Consider the following 17,498-nt stretch of genomic DNA (forward strand, 5'->3'; position numbering starts at 1 on the left):
GTAACTTATTTCCCTAGCCGATCCGTATGAGAAGGTGAGGCGACCTTCATAATGTCCGATTCCACCACGGACGACAGTAGCTTAGAAGAGCAAGTAGAGGAACTCCAAGATCAATTGGAACGGCTTGAGGATAAGACGCAGGGGAATGATCGTTTCCGTATTGAAGCCTATGACCTTGCTATAGAGGCGTCGAGTGAGGAGACGGGGCTTCGGGAGATTATTGAGATGTGTTCGGCGGAGTTCTCTGAGGTTATGACTCGGGCTCTCGTGGGCGAGTATCAGGAGATCGAGCGTGAGGATATGTTTAGCCAGTTCTTGGGATGACTGATGTTCGGGTTCTTCAGCTCCGACACGGAGGAAGACGATGAAGAGGAAGATCCTGAAACTCTCCCTATTCAGGTTACGAAGATGAAACAAGAGCAATTGGTGGAGGAGACTAATAACTGGATTAAGCGTCTGAATCGCAAGGGAGACTGGAGCGTTTACCTCTTGCCTGAAGATCCGACCCTCGACCAGTTGAACACGGTAGACGACGACTTAGACCGACTCTATTCTAAGATTTCTTCTAATCGCCCCGACGACCGGGAAGAGCGTATGCTGGTATTGAATGCTCGCCAGAGTCTTCAGGTCCTCTTAGAGATGTACGATGTTTATGATTCTATTACAAAGCCTGTGGAAACTTCTAGCAACGAAAACAGAGACAACAATAACGGTTCCACGGCCAAAGTTTAACAGGAATATAAATAGAACTAGAATACAAATTAATTAGACATGGAACGAAGAACATTCGTTAAGTCCGTGGGTGCGCTTCCGTTTGTATCGCTACCGAGTATAGACCAACCAGAGGAGTTCTGGGAGATTGACTCTGAGTGGTTTTCTAAGTCGGATTTCGGGCGGATTCGTTTAATCGAGAACGGGGAAGAACAGCATACATTCCATTACGACAATTACCAGTTGTGGCAGAAAACCACGCTTCTAAATGCTCGTTTCGTGGCTGATTCTGGCTCTACTTCTACGGACTATGTAGCCGACCTGTTCAGCCTCAATCTGAAGAAGATCTACATCGACCCGCCCTATTTCTTTAGCCGATTCTCTGGCGAGCGTTCAGAAGTCCAGATTAGGCAAGGAAAGTACGCCTCTACGGAGTTTGTCTACGTACTTGAGCAACACAACGAAGAAGCATTAGAAGGCTATTCTGGCGGTGCTGATAGCCTTTCTAATGTTGTTGAGGAAGTAGCGGAATGGTTAGAATAGGGGTCGCAAGAAAGAAGGCTCAGGGTGTAAGCTCGATCTTGTTCCGATTTGGAGTGTAGATCTCGCCCCTGTAGAATAGGATGGCGACGGCGTATGTGATACTTCGAGCGTCCAGATCACACTTTTTGGATATGTATGTCAAGTTCAGTGGGATATTATCTCGATCAGCTTCTCGGATCACGTCTTTAACTTGTTCTAGTTTCTCTTCATCGAGTTCAACTATTACTGTTTCTTTCTTGCTTCCCATACATATACATTTATAAAAAGTTCCTAAAGTGTTGTCGGCTACTTCATTTCGCTCCCAATTTTGCTCGGGGTCGGCTTTCCGAGGTAGGGTTCTATGGCTTGGTAACTACTCCAACCGCCAATCTCCATCATAACTCTCACATTCACGGATTCTTCGACCAGATGATGATTAGCCCAACTTCGGCGGAGATCGTGGCTGGAGACGTGTTGCCACCGCTCATTTCCAGTCTCTTGAGCTAATTCGTTAGTAATCTCACGAATCCAACGTCGAGCAGTGTCTACACTCTTAGACACATACGGCTCAGAATCATCAATTTCTCTCTCAGACTGGTATCGGTCAAGATTATTCTTGACTTCTTTCGGGACGTAAGCATCTCTGACAGTCTTTACTCCACCTTTCGTGTTCTTGCCCTTCAGCTCCATTTCCCAATATTCTCCATCGCTATTCCAACGGAGATTTTCAGGTTTAGCGGTCAACGCTCCAGAAACTCGGCAACCAACACGGGCGCATAATTGAACTAAAATTTCTTGTTCCCAATCTCTACTCCTTGCTTTTTCTTCTACCTGTTCTACTTCATCAGGATAATCTAACCATACTTTGACCTCATGTTCTGAATCATCTATTCTAACCATACACGGTTACTTATGTTCTTTCCGTTTAAAAATCTTTGTATGTTTCTCTATTTTCGTTCTATATTGGGCTTCATCAGGAATATCTACACGAGTTGTACTACAACCCGTTTACTCCAATAGTACAGAGTAACGTCAGAAGAGTTGTTGTTCAGCTACTCCGACTCGAAGGTGTACTTCCACACCCGTTCTGTTTCTACTCGGTCGTCTCCATCTGCGTCCTCAAATACCTCGAATTCAAATAGGTAGATATCGCCTTCATCGTCCAGTTTCACAGCCAGTGTCCTGACTGAGTTGGGGTACTGACTCTTGTGTTCTATTCCTCGGGTGTTACGGATTAGCTGATTTCGATTGAGGGTTTCACCTTTCCCCTTCGCTTCAACTGCAAGGACATGATGTGACCCATTATCGTCCTCTCCGATGTAGAGGTCGTCCAGCTCGGCCTCTCTCCCTTGGACTCGGAACCGCAGGTGACTGGTGAGGTGGTAGGTGTCGAGTCCAGTGAAGTCGTCCAGTATCTCTGCGTATCGTACTTGTGTGAGTACGCCTTGTTCATCTTCTCCGATGTAGTCACGGACGGCTTCAGGGAGTGCATCGACGCTGGTGGTGTGGGTTTCGTCTACAGTGTCGGGGACGGGGATCAGCTGGTTGCGTTTGGTGAAGAGATATGTTGGGTCTTCACCGGGGCGGTTGTCGTCGATGATGATCGCACTATACCCGTGCTGTGCGATTGAATCAGGGAGTGGACGGCGGCTTCGGTAGGCGTATGGAATGTCTGGGACGTTCCCTACTTCAATGTCCAGCTCGTCCATGGCGTCTCCGATATCGTCCCGGTGGAATGGAACGTCTTCTTCAAGTGGGTCTTCGACGGTTTGACCCAGTTGTTCTACTTTCTGTTCGAACACGTGTTCGATGATTCGCTGGTATTTACCTGCCATCGAGCGAACCGATGACACTTCGATACAATAACCTATCCTCGATTTGACATAACTAGAAAGTCATCCGTTTGGTATCTTTATAGTTATTCGATTTATTCCGTCAGCTGAGAAGGTTGATGAGGTAGAGAAGGAATTATTCTGGTGCGACGGGTGGCTCTCGGAATTCGAAGTGGTATTCGTTTTCGACTACTTCGAGCATAAGACGGCGACCGTTACCAGAGAGCCTGAATTCTTTCCTCGGTCGTTTGTATGGCCCTTGTACTGTGGATGATTCGATGATTCCAGTGTTTTCGAGTCTGTTGAGGTGGTAGAGGATTGATTCACTATCTATTTCGAATTCGTCTTTCTCGGCTAGCTCTGGTGCTGCGACTGGTCCATCAACGACGTGTGTGAGTATACGTAGTCGTTTCTCGTCTGCGAGATTCTTGAGTAATTTTTCTTGTTCAGTGAGGTCGGTGCTGTCGATCATCGGGTCGATCAGATGATTGTCTCTTGAATAACTGCTTGGTCCATATCGAACACCTTTCTAGACGACCATCGAAAAACTATAAAGATATCTAGTCCCAACTTGGATGAGAGGACAGCGTACCTCCAGAGAGGAACACAAATATGAATACCCCGCAAAACGCAGACGCAGATAACTTGAAACACCAGAGTAATATCGGGCGACTGGACGACGTTGATATACACGACTGGTATAGGTTCGTGTACGCCTACTCGGACAGAGTAATCACCAGTCTCGTGGATGAATTCGATATTGAGCAGGATGACCTTCTCATAGATCCATTCAATGGAACTGGAACGACTACCTTAGCAGCTAAGAAGCTCGGGATTGACAGTATAGGAACGGACACGTCCCCTGCATCAGTTCTCTCTGCTCGGTGTAAAACAAACTGGGATGTGGATTTAGATGAATTCCGCTCCCGTCGTTCCGAGCTACTGTCTACGCTTCAACCGATATTCAAACAGATTAGTTCTCAGGGCAACACGACTCTGGATTCCTTCGGCAGCTCGGATGGAGATGAAGTAGATCTATCTCAGTACGACTTCACCGAACCCAAGAAGACTCCCAAGGGTTGGCTCTCCGAGAAGCCGCTGAAGAAGATGGAGGTGCTGAAGTACCACGTCGAGGAGATGCCTGACAATGACGTGACTGATTTGTTCCGCCTAGCAATGATTGCGATTCTCCCTGAGGATGTAGGCAACGTTAGGTTTGGCCCAGAGGCTACCCGAGATAGGAAGCAAGAGGGAGACAAGGACGTATTCACTATTCTGAAGAACAAGCTGCAAGAGATAGAGGACGATTTAGAGAGTGTCCAGCAGGCGATGGCAGCAGGTGAGGTTGATCCCGGTGAGGCTGAGATCCTCCGTGCTGATGCTCGCAAGTTAGCTGATACTCTACGGGAAGAGTCTGAATTGCTCAACTCCGACAAGCACGAAGGAGAGGTTGATTATCTCATTACGTCGCCTCCTTATCCGGCTGAACATGACTATACTCGAAATCAGCGCCTCGAACTGATTTGGCTGAACGCCGCAGACGACAATAAAGACCTACAGAAAATCAAGAAGGCCAACATTCGCTCGCACACGAAGAACATCTATGTTGCTGATGATGAAGGCGAGCAGGTTAATATCAGGGAGAATGACCGGGTAGACTCTATTGTGGCTGAAATGGAGCGGATTATAGAGGAAGAAGATATCTCACACGGCTTTGGGAAGTACTATCCGAGAGTTATTGAGGAGTACTTCGCCGGGATGCAACACCACTTCGAGCAGGTGTATGATCTCCTTGCACCCGGTGGAAAGGCAGCTTATGTTGTAGGCGATTCCGGGAGTTACTGGCAGGTTGAAGTAGAGACAGCTAAAATTCTGGGCGAGTTAGCACAGAACCGAGTTGGCTTCGAGGAGCCAGAAGTGAACCTGTGGCGAAATATGGCAGCGACAACGGCTGACTACGACGATATCGAGGAGAATGTCCTGATCCTCACAAAACCAGAATAGAGCTACGTCTATGTCTCAGTATGAGGTAGCGAAGATGATTTTCGAGTCAGATGATGGGTTGACAGTGAAAGACTTGATGAGGAGTACTGGCAACGTTGAGAGTACGGTTCGCACGAGTCTTCATAAGCTCGAATCGAAGGGATACGTCATCGAAGACAATAGGGTTTATAAACAAGATCCAGACACTACCTTTGACGATTTAGAGCGCATTAGGAGTTATACGATAGACGAACTCCGAGATAAGTAACATTCTGCATCTGTTCCCAATAGAAAATATACTGGATCTCCATTCGTTTACTCTATACTTGGGTTGCGAAGACTAACATCTCGAACAGTAGGATCAGTTGAGCAAGTACAAGACCCAAAGTTACTCCGAGAGTTATATTCACGATCAGCGTAGGCATCAGCTCAATCATCTCTCTCACCTCCGTAGATCGGTTCGTACTCGTCCGAAATTGGTTGCGTGCTACAGTATACTAACTCATCTCCGCATTCTGAACAACACTCTCCTGCTCTTTCTGTTCTACACGAGAAACAGTAGTCGGTCTTCTGCTCGTGGGTGAGATACCATTTCGTCCCGAAGTAGGTTGCTACTGCTGTAGACGCAATAATTAAGATTGGTTCCATTTTTGATCACCTCGTTAACGATATATTCTGGTTTGTGAATCTCTACTTTTTCAGCTCTGTTTAGAACCGTTTCAGCGTCATGTTCGAACATTAGTTTTGCTTTGCCTTCCAGAACTGAAACCCATATATCTTCTAAGTAAAATAGATCTATTTCTGTTGCTAGAAGGTAGTTGTATATCTTTTCTTCTGATTCTACTGTCGCAATATAATTAAAACCGCTGTCTTTCAGCGTTCTATACCATTCAGACATAACATTTAGGTTTATATTGTATCTTATTGTTAAATCTTACCTTGTTTGTTTGTATTCTAGTTTAGTTTCGTTCTAGTTTTTGGTCACTATTTGTATCAATACGTGTATACATATGAGTGTCTATGGCGGGGCAGGTGTGTGTGTGGTATACCGGGCTATGCGGGCGAGCGTGCGCCCGTGCGAGGCCACTTATCAGATTCTAGATAGATTCCTTGGTTTCGGAAGTAGGGGCTTTTGATATATCGTCGGGAACTTGTGTTCTGTGAGTGCCACAGTATCGAGGCTCTTCTGTGGGGTAGCGAGCTTCCTTAGCGCACTGGTCGCCGCTCTTGGTGACGGCTTGGCACTGTGAGGGCGCTCTGTCGTCCTGTGTGCCGCCCTGATCGTCTTCTTCCTCTTGGAAGGCTTCCCATCCATCTATCAGCATACCTCGCTGTATCTGCTTCTCTGGGTTATCTAAGTCAAATTCTATGTGTGCGAAGTGGTTGCTATCAATGGAATAGGGGGAGTCGTCGGGAATATCTTTCAGCCCGTGGACTCGGAATGCTTCATTTCGGCTCTGGTAGTCGTCCCACGCCGAGTCTTCGCCGTCGCTGGTGTATATGCTGGCGTGGTCTACGTCGCCCGTCTCAACCTTTCCTGTAGCTTCTACTAAGAAGTCGGAGTTGTGCTTTACAATAGGGAGAATGTCGTTGTCGTGCTGGTGTCCGACCACTACGAATCTATTTGATCCGTTCGGGTTCTTTCTTAGAGCGTTTATGACCTTGCCGAGGACCTTGTTCTTATCATTTCCTCCGCCCGTGATGTAGTTTCCAACTGTGGAGAACTCGTCTATTAGAATTAGCCGCTCACCGGGCTTCTTTGCTTCTTCAAGTATCGTAGACATTTTCTCCGTGAACGTAACCTCGGGCATTACGGGTAACGTCGGGATCTTCTGGGTTGTCGAACCACGCCCAGAGTTGTTGTTCTCGGGTTTCTTCATACTCTCCAATGCCCTCGAACTTGATGTTGGTAACTACGTAGTCAACTATGCCTAAATCAACTGCTCGAAGGGCTAAGTCTCCTCCTTTCGTGCTTTCCCACTACCCTTTGCCCCTTTGAATATGCCCTGATTAGCAGCAGGTCGGAATAGATCGAGCATCTTGGTGTAACCCGTAGCTTCCACTCTGTCGGACTGTATACCCGACATATAGGCGGCTTGGGCTATATCTGACCTGTTCATTATCTCCGAGATCTGCCGCCCTGTCGCCCGCTCTACGAGCTTCTTGTATTTGTTTGTCTTCTTCGGGTCAACTGGATCTGTAGCCTTTCTGGGACGGTATTTCTGGAGATAATCAGATATGTAGTCGGCGTCGTCTTGGTCCATCATTCCGACATGGACGAGTGCTTGGAGGTTTCCGTTCTCTATCGCTCCTCGCAGATCCTTTCCATTCCATTTTTCGCTGTCTATACTCATTCTTCACCACCATTCTGTTTTGTATTCTCTTGTTCTTCTTTGCTTTCTTGTTCTAGTTTGTCTTTGAATTCATCTTTAACGAAGTCTCCTTCCATTGCCTTCTCGAACTCTGGGATCTCTTCTTTAACGGCTTCAACGGCGCTCTTACGGTCGTAGTGCTTCATTCCCTGCTCCTTCTGTTCAAGGCTGTAGTGGTGTTGCTCGGCGGTCTGGTCTATGATCTTGTCTGCTTGCCTTACGACTGCCCGAGCGCCCCTCACGAGTACGTTATTCCTCGCTCTCTGCTCTTCGAGCGCCATTTGGTGAGCCATTAGAACTTCTTCTGGAACGTCGCTAATTGCTGCGGCTTGCGCTTCCATTTCTTCGGGGTCGAAGTGGGTAACGAACCAGAGCCTCATATCTGCGACATTGAATGTTCGCTTCAGTCCGTTGAACTCTACTTGTTCGATCAGGTCGGGGTGCGCTCTATGTGCGAGAAATGGAGACTTTCGTGCCTCTACGTTCCCTTCTCGGTCGGCTTGGGTTGCGTTCAGCTCGATAATCATTCCTCGCTTCGGATTCCATAACCCGAGGAGATCGTTTATTTTAGGCGCTAAGACGTAAGCGAGGAGAATTAGGGGAAGACACGACAAGACCATAATGTACGCCCATATTGGAACGTCGGAAGGTGTTATGTTGAACCGTACAACTGCGTAAGCTGTCGCAATTAATCCAACTATTACGAGCAAGATAGGAATATATGAACGTAAGGTTGTATATCCGTGTCCTAATCCATCTAAAACTCTATGCCCTACGCTTCTTTTTTGCTGTGTATTTTGTTCTGTCATTGTTCTGGTTTCTTATGATATTTACCTGTAAGCATTTCTTCAAATCCTCCTTTGGCTCTCTTCTTGATTCTTCTAAAGTATAGGGAGAGTCCGATAATTGCCCCAATACCGCCCGCAAATGCTGCGTGTGGGATATATTCGGAAGTTGCTTTAGAAGTGATCTCTTCCCATAACTCGAAGACTGAGGGGCGCTCTATGACGGTTTGAGTGACAGGGAAACCTGCCGAGATAGTGACTTCATCTACTCGATCCACTCCATGAGCTATTAGAGTCCCTTCGTTTTCTCTTAAAACTGTACCTTCCCACTGGAATGTTTCTTGATTTCTGCCCGTTGGTTAGGTACGTAGGAGATTCGAACTTCTCCTGTTCCTATCTTTTCTACATCTATTTCTACTCTGTTATCGTACCACCTAACTTCTGTAATTCTTATTTCTCCTACGTCTCTGTTCAAAGTCTGAATTTTATTTGGTTCTGTGTCTCTACTGTTCTCTTCGTCCTGTGCTTTGTCTTGCGCTTGCTCTTCTTCCGTCGTTTCGTCTTCATCTGGTTGTTCTTGTGCTGCTACTGTTCCCACTCCAAGAAAACAACTAGATATAACCAAAAACGAAAGGAATACACTAGTCTTCATATATTACACTAAAGACTAAAACTGTCTTGTAAATGTTGTGCTATTGATTCGAGAATTTTATTTGAGGCCCAAGCGATTATATCTCCGATAAGCAGGACTGTATCTGCTACAAATACAGGGAACGGATATATCCCGGTAAGGTGTAGAACACCGAAGAATAGCCCTGTCACTATCAGAATCTTGGGCTTAAATAGAATCTTTGCGAGTTGGTATAATATCCAAATCATATTATCACTGTGCCACGTCTTGGTAGTACCTGAAGAAGGCGTTTAGAGTGAGGATTATTCCAAAGAACAATACAATACGCTGGATTAATGGAAGACCGAGCGGTGTTAGGTCGCTCACTATGTCGCTGAAGAGCGCATAGCCTACGGTAAAGATGAAACTGATGAAGAGCGAGCGCCCTGTAATTAGGGCGTCTCGGGGCATTTTACCACCCGCCCGATCTGGAGCCTCCAGAGCCTCCTTCACCGCCCTGTCGGTTTAGCCATGCGACGACCCCACCGAGACCGACAACAGTGAGGATCACATAGATGGCGTTGTTCTCGTCAATGACTCCACCACCGCCTCCTCCGCTGCCGTCTGTGCGGCTAATCGTTACTTCGAGGTCTTCGAGGGCGTTAGCGGACTCTGTAAGGTCGGTATCCTTGAAGTCGTAGTCTCTCACGTCGAGGCTTCCTACACTCTCTCCGCCGTCGAGAACTTCGTTAACTACGAAGTCCTCGCCAGTGAGGTCTTTCGCCATTTTACCTTCGAGAGAGTCTGTGTCTACAACGAAGGCTCTCTGGACTCCGTAGTTGTATTCCAGAGTTAGGTCGATAGTAGACGACCCGAAATATTCAACCTCTCCAGCTTCGCCGTCCACAACAGAAACATCAGCGGAAACATCAGTTCCGCCGCTGTCGGTGGCGCTGGTAATGGACTGGATCGGTACATTCGAGACGGTGACAGTATCGCCTTGAGCTACGCTCGTGAACGTTTCTGAGTTGCTCCCGCCGTCCACATCTAATATATCACCAGCGGAGATTGTGCCGCCTGTGAGCGACATTAGGTCCGTGCTGAATAGTACGCCCGAGTATGTGTCTCCGGTACTAACTCCTTCAAGTTTTACAGAGGTTTCATACGGACGCATTAGTCCATCATATAGGCCGACATAGCTCTGAATAACCGAACGTGGGTCGTCGGTGTTAATGTCTTTCACCAGATCGCTGAATTCTGCCCGCTCGTCACCGCTTAGGTCGCCTACAGTGTCGTTCTGGCTGATGTAGTCGTTGTACATATCTGTAGCGTACTGCGCTACTGAATCGAACGCATTCGAGGAGAGAGAGTCTCGGGTATTGATTACATCCCAGAACTCCACCATTGGAAGCACTTTCGCATAGTCTGCCGTGCCTGAAGTCGAAGTTCTAACCACTAACGACTTAGTGGTATGGTCAACAAATGCCCCTGCGCTGGTATCGTATGGAACTGCTAGCGTGGCGGGGTTGTCCTCGGAGTAATAGCTGGAAGCGAGCGTTTCTTCTACGGCTGGAAGATCTACAGTTTCTTCCGAGCTGTTCGTGACGCCTGTAGTCGTTACAGTGCTGGAAATGTCGGCTGGGTCGAGAGTTATCGAGGAAGAACCCGTAACTGGAATATCAATAGGATTACTAACTTCGTTCATACTATTGCTCGCAAGGTCTGAATTCTCTTGGTAGAAATCGACTCCCGAGCTGTCTGTGAAGCTGTCAACAGTAGTATTGTAGTAGTTAGCAGTGTCCTCCTGACGGATCTTGTCCACTGTCACATCTTTATATACGACTGAACAACCGCTGTTTTGATCGATAGTATAGGTGGCGTCTGAGTTGATGCTGTATCCATTACCCTTGATGTATAAGTTGTCGAACTGATTCATTGCCGCAGTCCCGCCACCAGTGTCGAATGTTATATTATCCTCTAAGATTATGTGAGCCTGACCGCTCACGTTGCTTAGATCCGAGGACTGTGACGCATGGATAACCTCAACAGCTCCATAATCGCCAGAGAAGCCTGCTGTATCAAGCTGTTCCATAATCTGCTTGGCGCTCAAGGCTTGGAAGTTGTACGTCTCTAAGACCTGATCGACGGATTTGTTCAGGTACGAGGAGGCGGCGGATTCAGCAATACTAACCGCTCCACTTTCCGACGTGATCGTGTCGAAGTCTGTGATAAGGTCTCGGTCGGCTACCTGCTCGACGTTGCCTTCAATAAACCGAAGGTTGTTCTCGTAATTGTCCAAGAACTGCGTAGAAGTGCCCTGAGCCTGTATAGCGGTACTGTGTGCCGCTTCTCTCACAGGGCTATCTTTGTCTTTGATCTGCGTGTCTGCGTCCGTTAGGAAGTCGTGGACGATAGCTGTGGTCTCGCCTGCTATGTCCGTCATGGCGGAGGCTGAGAGAGTACCCAAGACGACGCCTGCGCCCACGACGAGGGGAGCGAAAGCTTCTGCGTCGTCTACTGCCTGTAGCTGCTGAGGTACTGCGTCTCCTCCTGCTCCGAATCCTACGGCTGCCGCTCCTGCTCCTGCGGTTGCTTGGAGCATCCGCCTACGATTGAGCATATAGCCCTTCTGTTCTTCTTTTCTTGCCTGTTCTACTGTTTCGTTTCTGTTTTCTAGTTCTGTTTCTGTCATAGTTTAATTTGTAGTTATTTCTTTTTGTGTCTGTTCCTCTTTGTTAAGTTTTTCTTCATTAATCTCTGTAGTTTCTTCTATTTCTTCTTCGAGTTCCTGACGACCCTTTTTAAACTCCCCAATTGCCTGACCTGAGGATCTGGCTAGCTTGGGGATCTTGTTAGCTCCGAATAGCAAGACCGCAATTCCTGCTATAACTAACAACTCTGGACCGCCCGGAATGCCTGCGAATAGTGGAGTGAACATAAATTGAAAATCACCGTGTTAGAGGGTTTACTTCGCCGTTCGTGGCTCGACTGCGCTTAGGAAGAGTCCAGTGACGCCGACTCCACCGAAGATTAGCATAGTCCACACGTTCGTCTGGACGAATCCCATAACGGCAGGGGAAACTGCTACTAATATAGGCGTCCCAAGTGCTGTCAATAGCGACCCTTGCTCTAATAGGCTCATCTGTCCGAATGTGGAGGCTGTAAACCTGTTAGTAAGGAAAATGGCGAGTGCCGAAGCCTCTACCATTATAAACCCGATTGTAACTGTGAATGGGTCGGAGAAGACTGACGCTGTGAGGTCAAATCCTAACACAGAGATCGTCCCGATAATCCCAAGCTGAATCATAAATCCTATACTACCGATACCAAAGGCGAGGGCGTCCCACGAATCCATCTCGTCAAGAGATTGATTGTGATGTAACCCCATTACATATTCTGAAACCATTGTTGCGATTCTATAAATAATCACAAGTAGTATTTAAATCCTTCTACATTGTTCTAGAATCGTTATAGGATGGCCTACTAAGTTTATATAAATATTGAGGTTAGATGTATCTCTAGCCCAAATATGACTCTAGAATAGTATAGAACAGTTAAGTTCTATTCTTCTTCGTCTTCGTTTCTGCGGGCGACCCATACGTGCCCACGGGATCTTCTACTGAAATGGTGATCAGCTCGGTGTCTCCATTGATCTTCTCGATCTCGGGCTCGTACTTCTGCGTGATTTCAGGCACGAGATCGTACCTCTTGAGGATCGACATGGGAACGATAGACCCGCCCGAGTTCGACCGGGAGAGGGAATAAGAGTCGTCAGTGGACTCCTCGACAGGCTTGAGCCCCAACCGTCGCTCTTCTTCATCGAAGTAGATCTCTGCCCCTTCAGCGTCTTCGAACCATTGCTCCATTGCTGCGGTACTGATTCCGATTCCTCCTGATTTTCTGAGGCTAATTGTCGCATCTCCGCTTGCTCGACCGCTAACTTTCTCAAAGGGCATTCTGGTTTACCTCTAATCCTCTATAGAATTGCCCTACAGTTATATTTTTCTTATAGAGACGATTCTAACCCGATTAAAAGCAATTGAAAGAAAAAGATAAGGAGTTTATCGTTCCGAGTTAACAACTTCTTCAGGAGTACTGTAAAACTCCACTGTCGCCTTTGGATCTATCACATAGGCGAGAGTGTCAATATCAACTTGTTCCGTTCGACTTATTTTAATTCCAAGTTCGTTTGTTTGTATATCTAGACTTATATCGTCTTGTACCTCTGAAATCTTCAAGTACTCGAACGCATTTAGTTTATTCTGTAACTCTTCAACTCGTGCTTCTGTCTTAGGTTTGTGTTGTGTGTCGTTCATTGTTATGCTATATTTTTGTAGGCTTCTTGTGTCTCAATCCATGCCCACTTGTCAGATCCTCCTTTCATCCCGCTTAGGTCTCGTGGGTCGATTTCGTCAGGTAACAGGTAAACCACTTCTTGACTGCCAGCATTGATTTTAACCAGTTTAAGAATCTGGTCTTCGTGTTCCTGAATCTCGTTCTTAGCTTCTTGTGTTTTTTCTTGTCTGTATTTGTCGTACTGTTCTGCGTCTTTGTCCATTCTAGGATCAGTATTTTCTCGCATTGTATATGTATATTTATTCACCCACCCTTTAAGTTTTGTTGTGTTTTGCTACATTATTTTAGTTGTGTGTGTTATTCGGATATAGGGTTAGGTATTCTTAGTACAGTTGGACTTTCCTTCTCGTGTAGTGACTCACAGTAAAGAGAGAGTTGTGTGTGTTACTGGAGGATGGGGTTAGGTGATCTCTCATTAGTTGGGGTTCGGTTTCTCTTAGAGGTTGAATTTGAGTTATTCTAAGAAGATTTGAATTTGGGTTGTGCTGTAGCGTCTTTTTAGTTCTTATATGAACATATAATGTCGGGCGAGCCCATTTACCCCACCTAGACGGGTCTCTGAAGGGTATTAGATTAGACGCCTGTTAGACGGGTTTGAAGGGGGTCGAAGGGAAAAGGTGGGGAAAACTATTGCTTCTCATCACGAGCCTCTTCTAAGCACTCTCTGAAGCCCACATCTGTCTTCTGAAGAGCCTTCTTCGTTGCCAATGCGAAGATGCCCATTCTCTGCTTCCACTCTTGATCTGCTCGATCTCTGTTCGGTTCTTTCTGGAAGATCTTTCTAACTCGTTGAGCTGATCCCGGAGAGCGTTGACTTGGTTGTGGAGACTGTCTATTTCTTCTTCCATGTCCTCATACCTTTCCTTGGTGATCTCGACGGTCTCCTGCTCCATCTCTGCGTTTGGATCTCCGAGAAGCCCTTGGTCAATTAGCTTCTCTCCTTTGTCTGTTAGAGCAGCCTCTAACATCTGGTCTTTGTGACGAGGGAGATAGTCGTCTTCAACTTCTCTAACGTCTATTATTTCGGTGTATGTTTTGCGTCCGAACTTGTTATATCGGTAGTGTATATTCTGCCGTGTTAGTCCTGTGAGACTTTTTATTGTCTGCGTCGATAGGTACTCCTCGGCGTCGTACAAGGTCCGAAGGAACTCCTCACAGTTGTCTTCAATCGGAACTCTACCCATCTGAACTTCTTCGTCATTTTCTTCGTCGTATACTGTAACGCTCATACATAATTATTGAATATATGACACTAAAGGGCTGTCGCCTGCTGTTGATTTACGGCAGAAAGGGAGGAGAATAGTTAGTCTTCGAGGTTGTTAATCTGGTTCTGAACTTCCACCATAAGAAACTCCACTCGGTCCCGAACTAGCTCGTCATCCAGATCTTCTCTGATGTGTTCGAGCCGTGACTTTAGGATTTGGAGAGCTTCTTTCTGTCTTTCGTCTGTAACGTATTCTTCGCTTAGGTCCGTTGCTACCTTGTCGGTTAGGAACTGGTTCAGGTTTCTCCCGTGAGTGTCCATATACCACTCCTTCGGATTGCTTACGTTCCTGTGTGGGCTGATAGTCTCGTTACCTGTCTCCGACATCTTATGCCAGCCCCAGTCGCCCATCTCTGTATCTACGAGACGACTTCGTAGGGTTTGGTCGTCTACTATGTCGATCTTGTTTAGACGACCCATCAGAGCCTTTCTTTCTGTCTCGCAGCGTTAACCGAGTAATCGAACATAGAAGAGAACAGCTCCTCGATCTCTTCTTCCGTCATTCCCTTCTCGTGCCTAACGACTAACTCAGCAGCTTCCATTGCTTGACCGGACCCTTTCATCTGCGTAAGGTCATGTTCGCTTGGGTCGATTGGCTCTCCTTGCTCTACCTTCTGCTCCAGTTCTGTTTGGCTCTCATCTGTTTGGGTTTCTTGTGGTCTACTCTTCTCTATTGTTTCGGTATCTACTAACTCATCCTCTATCCTATCTAGGCGCTCCAGAATAGCCTTAGAATCGTCTCCTTCATTTTGTATGACTCTATCCACGTATGTTCCCATAAACCGCTTAGAACCACCTATGCGCTCGCTCTCTTGTTCGATTATTTCTTTCGTTTCTTTTTCCACTTTGATATTCAATTGTACTTTTTCGCTCATTTGTACTACTTACTTTATTCTTTCTCTCCTATAAGTTTTGTTGTGTTTTGCTACATTATCTTAGTTGTGTGTGTTACTGGTATAGGGAGGGTATGTTTTCTATGGCTATAGCTCTAAACCTCTATATTCTCTCTATTGCCGTTTTTCAGGCGTTTCAAAAATAGATGTAGCATCTCGCTACAATAATTCGGTTGTGTGTGTTAAGGGTACAGGGATGGGGTCTTTGTGTGTGAGTGGGGAGTTGGACTGAGCCCCGCAAGTTAATGTGTACTTGGACTCACACTCTCGGTTATGGGACTCTTCGATAAGGTTTCGGACGCTCTCAGTAGTGGTGACAGCTCGGGGAGCGACGAAGAAAACGAGTCTGTAGAAACGGGTGGCGTGTTTGACGTTCCAGAGTGGGCTGTTAAAGACCGAGTGAACGTCGAGAAACGAACTGGGATCGTCTACGAACACTACGACGTAACGGAAGAACAGGCACGCACCATCGCCCAGAAACTGAAGGAAGAGCTGGAGAGTACGGAAGGATACAGCCAGAGGTCTGTTCGTTCTCCGTTAGAGGATGAATTGGACATAGACGACGAGCTGCTGGAAACGATAGTATGGACTGAGATGGCTTCTATCGAAATGTTGGATCGGGTGAATACGTATCTCGATCAGGAAACTGGGGGCGAAGTCTACAAGATTTCGGGACCTGATGACGACCGAACGCACCCCGTAACCGAGGAGGCAATCGAGGAGATCGAAGACCGAGGCGGTGCTGTTCCCATGAAGGAGCTAGCGGAAATTCTACTGGAGAAGGCAGAGAAGTATGAGGGTGAGGGCGGGACTCCTGAACGAATGGAACATTGGGTTCCTCACGAGCGATTTAGGTTCTCCATCGTTCGCCACGTTGACTTCTAACCGTTAGTCGTCTCCGAGAATTTCTTCTCGCCAGTCCTTCTTCTGCCCGGTCGGTGTTTTCATCTCTTTCTGTATGGTCGCATAGAGAATCCCGAGTGGGAATAGTAGGATAAACCCAAAGAAGGCGGTGAGTGTGAGTGCGCCCTGAATGCCAAAGTCTGTACCAATTGCTACGACCCAAATAATCAGGATGAGACCGCCCAAGAGGATAGACGCACCCGCCGAAAGACCAACTCCTATTGAACCGAGGATTCCGTGAGCTGCTGGTTCATAACCACAATTTGGGCACTTATCTGCCTCTACCGATATTTCTGAGTCGCATTTCACACACGTTCCAGTTTCCTTTGCTGTCGGTGATTCGCTCTCCGTTTGTCTCTCGGGTTCGGTTGGCCCGTCGAGATCGTCACCACACGACGGGCAGAATGAGTCGCTTGGGTCGTGTTCAGCCCCACAATTGGAACAGTATGCCATTATATGCGTGTTGTATACCAGCTACTCTGATAAACCTAAGTCTCTAAGACTGTTCTATGAGTCGGGTAGTCTTTATTGGTCTTCGTGGTATTCGTCGATCTTCTCTTTTATTTCGTCAGATAGAACGGCTTTGTCTCCTTGGTTCTCTATGTAGTTTTTGAGCATTATTGCCGTTTGGGTTGTAGCGAGGGCTAAATTGGCGATGGTAAAGTAGGGCAGATCTCCTCCTAATTTCCGTCCAACAGGCTTCAGGCTCAACTTCTTCTTCAACATCAAGGTCTTCGAGGATTTCCTGTAATGCTTCTCTTCGGCTTTCAACATCTAACTCGTCTTCTGGTCGGGGTTTATTGCTATCTCGTCTCCACTTTATGTCGTACTCTTCTCCAGACATTGGTGGAATGTATTAGCTCATATACTTAATAAGTTCTCACGGCACTCTCAACAGTCTAAGAGAATCGAGGGACGGCGACGGAGTAGAGAGTAGGTCGTTTTTTTGCTCAAGCGCATTAAGTAAATGCGCAGAGCAAAATATACCCTTAGCTAAAGAACAACTCTTGCCTTTGCTAAAAGTATTTACACCCCTATAAACCTTTCTATACTTTTTGTAAATGGGGTGTAAATACTGTTTTTCTACCTTTACAAGTCTTCTACTCTCTAATATACTAATAATATAGTGTCTTTCTAAGTAGTGTATTGTTTCGTTCTCTCATTCACTACGTTCATTCGTTCACTTCAACAATAGTTTATAGTCGTCCCCAACAACGGCTCATGTTCTACTTCTAGTTAAGGTATTAGAATAGTTCGTCTCTTTACT

At 46.6% G+C, this 17,498-nt stretch carries 25 protein-coding genes; 5 read left to right on the forward strand and 20 right to left on the reverse strand.

Features of this window, described 5'->3' with window-relative positions; genetic code table 11:
* Positions 1 to 51 precede the first annotated feature (51 nt).
* Genes P1N55_RS08305 through P1N55_RS08315 form a run of 3 tightly spaced genes read left to right on the forward strand, consistent with a single transcriptional unit; the run spans position 52 to position 1,254 of the window.
* Positions 52 to 324: a hypothetical protein gene (locus P1N55_RS08305; RefSeq protein ID WP_276278443.1), complete on the forward strand. Its 273-nt coding sequence runs from the start codon at positions 52 to 54 to the stop codon at positions 322 to 324.
* 3 nt (positions 325 to 327) lie between these two features.
* Positions 328 to 732, forward strand: a complete 405-nt coding sequence (locus P1N55_RS08310) for a TraB/GumN family protein (RefSeq protein WP_276278444.1) — start codon at positions 328 to 330, stop codon at positions 730 to 732.
* Between the two features lie 39 nt (positions 733 to 771).
* Positions 772 to 1,254, forward strand: coding sequence for a hypothetical protein (locus tag P1N55_RS08315; RefSeq protein WP_276278445.1), 483 nt, complete (start codon positions 772 to 774; stop codon positions 1,252 to 1,254).
* 19 nt (positions 1,255 to 1,273) lie between these two features.
* On the opposite strand, the gene P1N55_RS08320 is transcribed toward P1N55_RS08315, so the two are convergent.
* The 4 genes from P1N55_RS08320 to P1N55_RS08335 form a co-directional block, all read right to left on the reverse strand.
* A complete protein-coding gene (locus P1N55_RS08320; RefSeq protein WP_276278446.1) occupies positions 1,274 to 1,501 on the reverse strand; it encodes a hypothetical protein in 228 nt (75 codons plus the stop codon).
* 38 nt (positions 1,502 to 1,539) lie between these two features.
* The gene (locus P1N55_RS08325; RefSeq protein ID WP_276278447.1) at positions 1,540 to 2,133 is read right to left on the reverse strand and encodes a site-specific integrase; all 594 of its coding nucleotides are present in this window, start codon (positions 2,131 to 2,133) and stop codon (positions 1,540 to 1,542) included.
* Positions 2,134 to 2,285: 152 nt separating this feature from the next.
* Positions 2,286 to 3,068, reverse strand: coding sequence for a hypothetical protein (locus P1N55_RS08330; protein WP_276278448.1), 783 nt, complete (start codon positions 3,066 to 3,068; stop codon positions 2,286 to 2,288).
* A 133-nt stretch (positions 3,069 to 3,201) separates the two neighbouring features.
* Positions 3,202 to 3,537, reverse strand: a complete 336-nt coding sequence (locus tag P1N55_RS08335; protein WP_276278449.1) for an ArsR/SmtB family transcription factor — start codon at positions 3,535 to 3,537, stop codon at positions 3,202 to 3,204.
* Between the two features lie 140 nt (positions 3,538 to 3,677).
* Between P1N55_RS08335 and P1N55_RS08340 the strand changes: the two genes are divergently transcribed.
* Positions 3,678 to 5,069 carry a DNA methyltransferase gene (locus P1N55_RS08340; protein ID WP_276278450.1) on the forward strand — a complete coding sequence of 464 codons (1,392 nt, stop codon included), beginning with the start codon at positions 3,678 to 3,680 and terminating at the stop codon, positions 5,067 to 5,069.
* 523 nt (positions 5,070 to 5,592) lie between these two features.
* On the opposite strand, the gene P1N55_RS08345 is transcribed toward P1N55_RS08340, so the two are convergent.
* The 14 genes from P1N55_RS08345 to P1N55_RS08410 form a co-directional block, all read right to left on the reverse strand.
* A complete protein-coding gene (locus tag P1N55_RS08345; protein ID WP_276278451.1) occupies positions 5,593 to 5,946 on the reverse strand; it encodes a hypothetical protein in 354 nt (117 codons plus the stop codon).
* Between the two features lie 199 nt (positions 5,947 to 6,145).
* Positions 6,146 to 6,928 (reverse strand): hypothetical protein, encoded by a 783-nt coding sequence (locus P1N55_RS08350; RefSeq protein ID WP_276278452.1) that lies wholly within the window; start codon positions 6,926 to 6,928, stop codon positions 6,146 to 6,148.
* Between the two features lie 72 nt (positions 6,929 to 7,000).
* On the reverse strand, positions 7,001 to 7,402 hold the full coding sequence (locus P1N55_RS08355; RefSeq protein ID WP_276278453.1) for a hypothetical protein: 402 nt from the start codon (positions 7,400 to 7,402) through the stop codon (positions 7,001 to 7,003).
* Positions 7,399 to 8,229 (reverse strand): hypothetical protein, encoded by an 831-nt coding sequence (locus P1N55_RS08360; RefSeq protein ID WP_276278454.1) that lies wholly within the window; start codon positions 8,227 to 8,229, stop codon positions 7,399 to 7,401. The genes P1N55_RS08355 and P1N55_RS08360 overlap by 4 nt, the downstream gene beginning before the upstream one ends.
* Entirely contained in the window at positions 8,226 to 8,483 is a 258-nt protein-coding gene (locus P1N55_RS08365) for a hypothetical protein (RefSeq protein WP_276278455.1), read from the reverse strand. Before P1N55_RS08365 ends, P1N55_RS08360 begins: the two co-directional genes overlap by 4 nt.
* A gap of 32 nt (positions 8,484 to 8,515) precedes the next feature.
* Positions 8,516 to 8,857 (reverse strand): hypothetical protein, encoded by a 342-nt coding sequence (locus P1N55_RS08370; protein WP_276278456.1) that lies wholly within the window; start codon positions 8,855 to 8,857, stop codon positions 8,516 to 8,518.
* 430 nt (positions 8,858 to 9,287) lie between these two features.
* Complete coding sequence (locus P1N55_RS08375) at positions 9,288 to 11,507, reverse strand: hypothetical protein (protein WP_276278457.1); 2,220 nt, start codon at positions 11,505 to 11,507, stop codon at positions 9,288 to 9,290.
* Positions 11,508 to 11,510: 3 nt separating this feature from the next.
* Positions 11,511 to 11,753, reverse strand: a complete 243-nt coding sequence (locus P1N55_RS08380; protein WP_276278458.1) for a Sec-independent protein translocase subunit TatA/TatB — start codon at positions 11,751 to 11,753, stop codon at positions 11,511 to 11,513.
* Positions 11,754 to 11,780: 27 nt separating this feature from the next.
* Positions 11,781 to 12,221, reverse strand: coding sequence for a hypothetical protein (locus P1N55_RS08385; RefSeq protein ID WP_276278459.1), 441 nt, complete (start codon positions 12,219 to 12,221; stop codon positions 11,781 to 11,783).
* Positions 12,222 to 12,369: 148 nt separating this feature from the next.
* Positions 12,370 to 12,771 carry a hypothetical protein gene (locus tag P1N55_RS08390; protein ID WP_276278460.1) on the reverse strand — a complete coding sequence of 134 codons (402 nt, stop codon included), beginning with the start codon at positions 12,769 to 12,771 and terminating at the stop codon, positions 12,370 to 12,372.
* A 362-nt stretch (positions 12,772 to 13,133) separates the two neighbouring features.
* Positions 13,134 to 13,373 (reverse strand): hypothetical protein, encoded by a 240-nt coding sequence (locus tag P1N55_RS08395; protein WP_276278461.1) that lies wholly within the window; start codon positions 13,371 to 13,373, stop codon positions 13,134 to 13,136.
* 451 nt (positions 13,374 to 13,824) lie between these two features.
* Complete coding sequence (locus tag P1N55_RS08400) at positions 13,825 to 14,400, reverse strand: hypothetical protein (protein WP_276278462.1); 576 nt, start codon at positions 14,398 to 14,400, stop codon at positions 13,825 to 13,827.
* A 74-nt stretch (positions 14,401 to 14,474) separates the two neighbouring features.
* Positions 14,475 to 14,786 (reverse strand): hypothetical protein, encoded by a 312-nt coding sequence (locus P1N55_RS08405; protein ID WP_276278463.1) that lies wholly within the window; start codon positions 14,784 to 14,786, stop codon positions 14,475 to 14,477.
* A gap of 68 nt (positions 14,787 to 14,854) precedes the next feature.
* Complete coding sequence (locus P1N55_RS08410; protein ID WP_276278464.1) at positions 14,855 to 15,310, reverse strand: hypothetical protein; 456 nt, start codon at positions 15,308 to 15,310, stop codon at positions 14,855 to 14,857.
* Positions 15,311 to 15,601: 291 nt separating this feature from the next.
* On the opposite strand from P1N55_RS08410, the gene P1N55_RS08415 reads away from it, so the two are divergent.
* Entirely contained in the window at positions 15,602 to 16,213 is a 612-nt protein-coding gene (locus P1N55_RS08415; RefSeq protein ID WP_276278465.1) for a hypothetical protein, read from the forward strand.
* Positions 16,214 to 16,216: 3 nt separating this feature from the next.
* Here P1N55_RS08415 and P1N55_RS08420 read toward each other — a convergent pair whose 3' ends face one another.
* Positions 16,217 to 16,684 carry a zinc ribbon domain-containing protein gene (locus P1N55_RS08420; protein ID WP_276278466.1) on the reverse strand — a complete coding sequence of 156 codons (468 nt, stop codon included), beginning with the start codon at positions 16,682 to 16,684 and terminating at the stop codon, positions 16,217 to 16,219.
* A gap of 72 nt (positions 16,685 to 16,756) precedes the next feature.
* Positions 16,757 to 17,005, reverse strand: a complete 249-nt coding sequence (locus P1N55_RS08425) for a hypothetical protein (protein ID WP_276278467.1) — start codon at positions 17,003 to 17,005, stop codon at positions 16,757 to 16,759.
* Between the last annotated feature and the right edge of the window lie 493 nt (positions 17,006 to 17,498).

Source organism: Haloarcula regularis (assembly GCF_029338315.1).
In the GTDB taxonomy this organism is placed as follows: domain Archaea; phylum Halobacteriota; class Halobacteria; order Halobacteriales; family Haloarculaceae; genus Haloarcula; species Haloarcula regularis.

Bases quoted from the DNA above. Each gene is read 5' to 3' on its own strand.
- P1N55_RS08305 (WP_276278443.1), top strand. From the start codon at position 52: ATGTCCGATTCCACCACGGACGACAGTAGCTTAGAAGAGCAAGTAGAG.
- P1N55_RS08310 (WP_276278444.1), top strand. From the start codon at position 328: ATGTTCGGGTTCTTCAGCTCCGACACGGAGGAAGACGATGAAGAGGAA.
- P1N55_RS08315 (WP_276278445.1), top strand. From the start codon at position 772: ATGGAACGAAGAACATTCGTTAAGTCCGTGGGTGCGCTTCCGTTTGTA.
- P1N55_RS08320 (WP_276278446.1), bottom strand. From the start codon at position 1,501: ATGGGAAGCAAGAAAGAAACAGTAATAGTTGAACTCGATGAAGAGAAA.
- P1N55_RS08325 (WP_276278447.1), bottom strand. From the start codon at position 2,133: ATGGTTAGAATAGATGATTCAGAACATGAGGTCAAAGTATGGTTAGAT.
- P1N55_RS08330 (WP_276278448.1), bottom strand. From the start codon at position 3,068: ATGGCAGGTAAATACCAGCGAATCATCGAACACGTGTTCGAACAGAAA.
- P1N55_RS08335 (WP_276278449.1), bottom strand. From the start codon at position 3,537: ATGATCGACAGCACCGACCTCACTGAACAAGAAAAATTACTCAAGAAT.
- P1N55_RS08340 (WP_276278450.1), top strand. From the start codon at position 3,678: ATGAATACCCCGCAAAACGCAGACGCAGATAACTTGAAACACCAGAGT.
- P1N55_RS08345 (WP_276278451.1), bottom strand. From the start codon at position 5,946: ATGTCTGAATGGTATAGAACGCTGAAAGACAGCGGTTTTAATTATATT.
- P1N55_RS08350 (WP_276278452.1), bottom strand. From the start codon at position 6,928: ATGAAGAAACCCGAGAACAACAACTCTGGGCGTGGTTCGACAACCCAG.
- P1N55_RS08355 (WP_276278453.1), bottom strand. From the start codon at position 7,402: ATGAGTATAGACAGCGAAAAATGGAATGGAAAGGATCTGCGAGGAGCG.
- P1N55_RS08360 (WP_276278454.1), bottom strand. From the start codon at position 8,229: ATGACAGAACAAAATACACAGCAAAAAAGAAGCGTAGGGCATAGAGTT.
- P1N55_RS08370 (WP_276278456.1), bottom strand. From the start codon at position 8,857: ATGAAGACTAGTGTATTCCTTTCGTTTTTGGTTATATCTAGTTGTTTT.
- P1N55_RS08375 (WP_276278457.1), bottom strand. From the start codon at position 11,507: ATGACAGAAACAGAACTAGAAAACAGAAACGAAACAGTAGAACAGGCA.
- P1N55_RS08380 (WP_276278458.1), bottom strand. From the start codon at position 11,753: ATGTTCACTCCACTATTCGCAGGCATTCCGGGCGGTCCAGAGTTGTTA.
- P1N55_RS08385 (WP_276278459.1), bottom strand. From the start codon at position 12,221: ATGGTTTCAGAATATGTAATGGGGTTACATCACAATCAATCTCTTGAC.
- P1N55_RS08390 (WP_276278460.1), bottom strand. From the start codon at position 12,771: ATGCCCTTTGAGAAAGTTAGCGGTCGAGCAAGCGGAGATGCGACAATT.
- P1N55_RS08395 (WP_276278461.1), bottom strand. From the start codon at position 13,373: ATGGACAAAGACGCAGAACAGTACGACAAATACAGACAAGAAAAAACA.
- P1N55_RS08400 (WP_276278462.1), bottom strand. From the start codon at position 14,400: ATGAGCGTTACAGTATACGACGAAGAAAATGACGAAGAAGTTCAGATG.
- P1N55_RS08405 (WP_276278463.1), bottom strand. From the start codon at position 14,786: ATGGGCGACTGGGGCTGGCATAAGATGTCGGAGACAGGTAACGAGACT.
- P1N55_RS08410 (WP_276278464.1), bottom strand. From the start codon at position 15,310: ATGAGCGAAAAAGTACAATTGAATATCAAAGTGGAAAAAGAAACGAAA.
- P1N55_RS08415 (WP_276278465.1), top strand. From the start codon at position 15,602: ATGGGACTCTTCGATAAGGTTTCGGACGCTCTCAGTAGTGGTGACAGC.
- P1N55_RS08420 (WP_276278466.1), bottom strand. From the start codon at position 16,684: ATGGCATACTGTTCCAATTGTGGGGCTGAACACGACCCAAGCGACTCA.
- P1N55_RS08425 (WP_276278467.1), bottom strand. From the start codon at position 17,005: ATGTTGAAAGCCGAAGAGAAGCATTACAGGAAATCCTCGAAGACCTTG.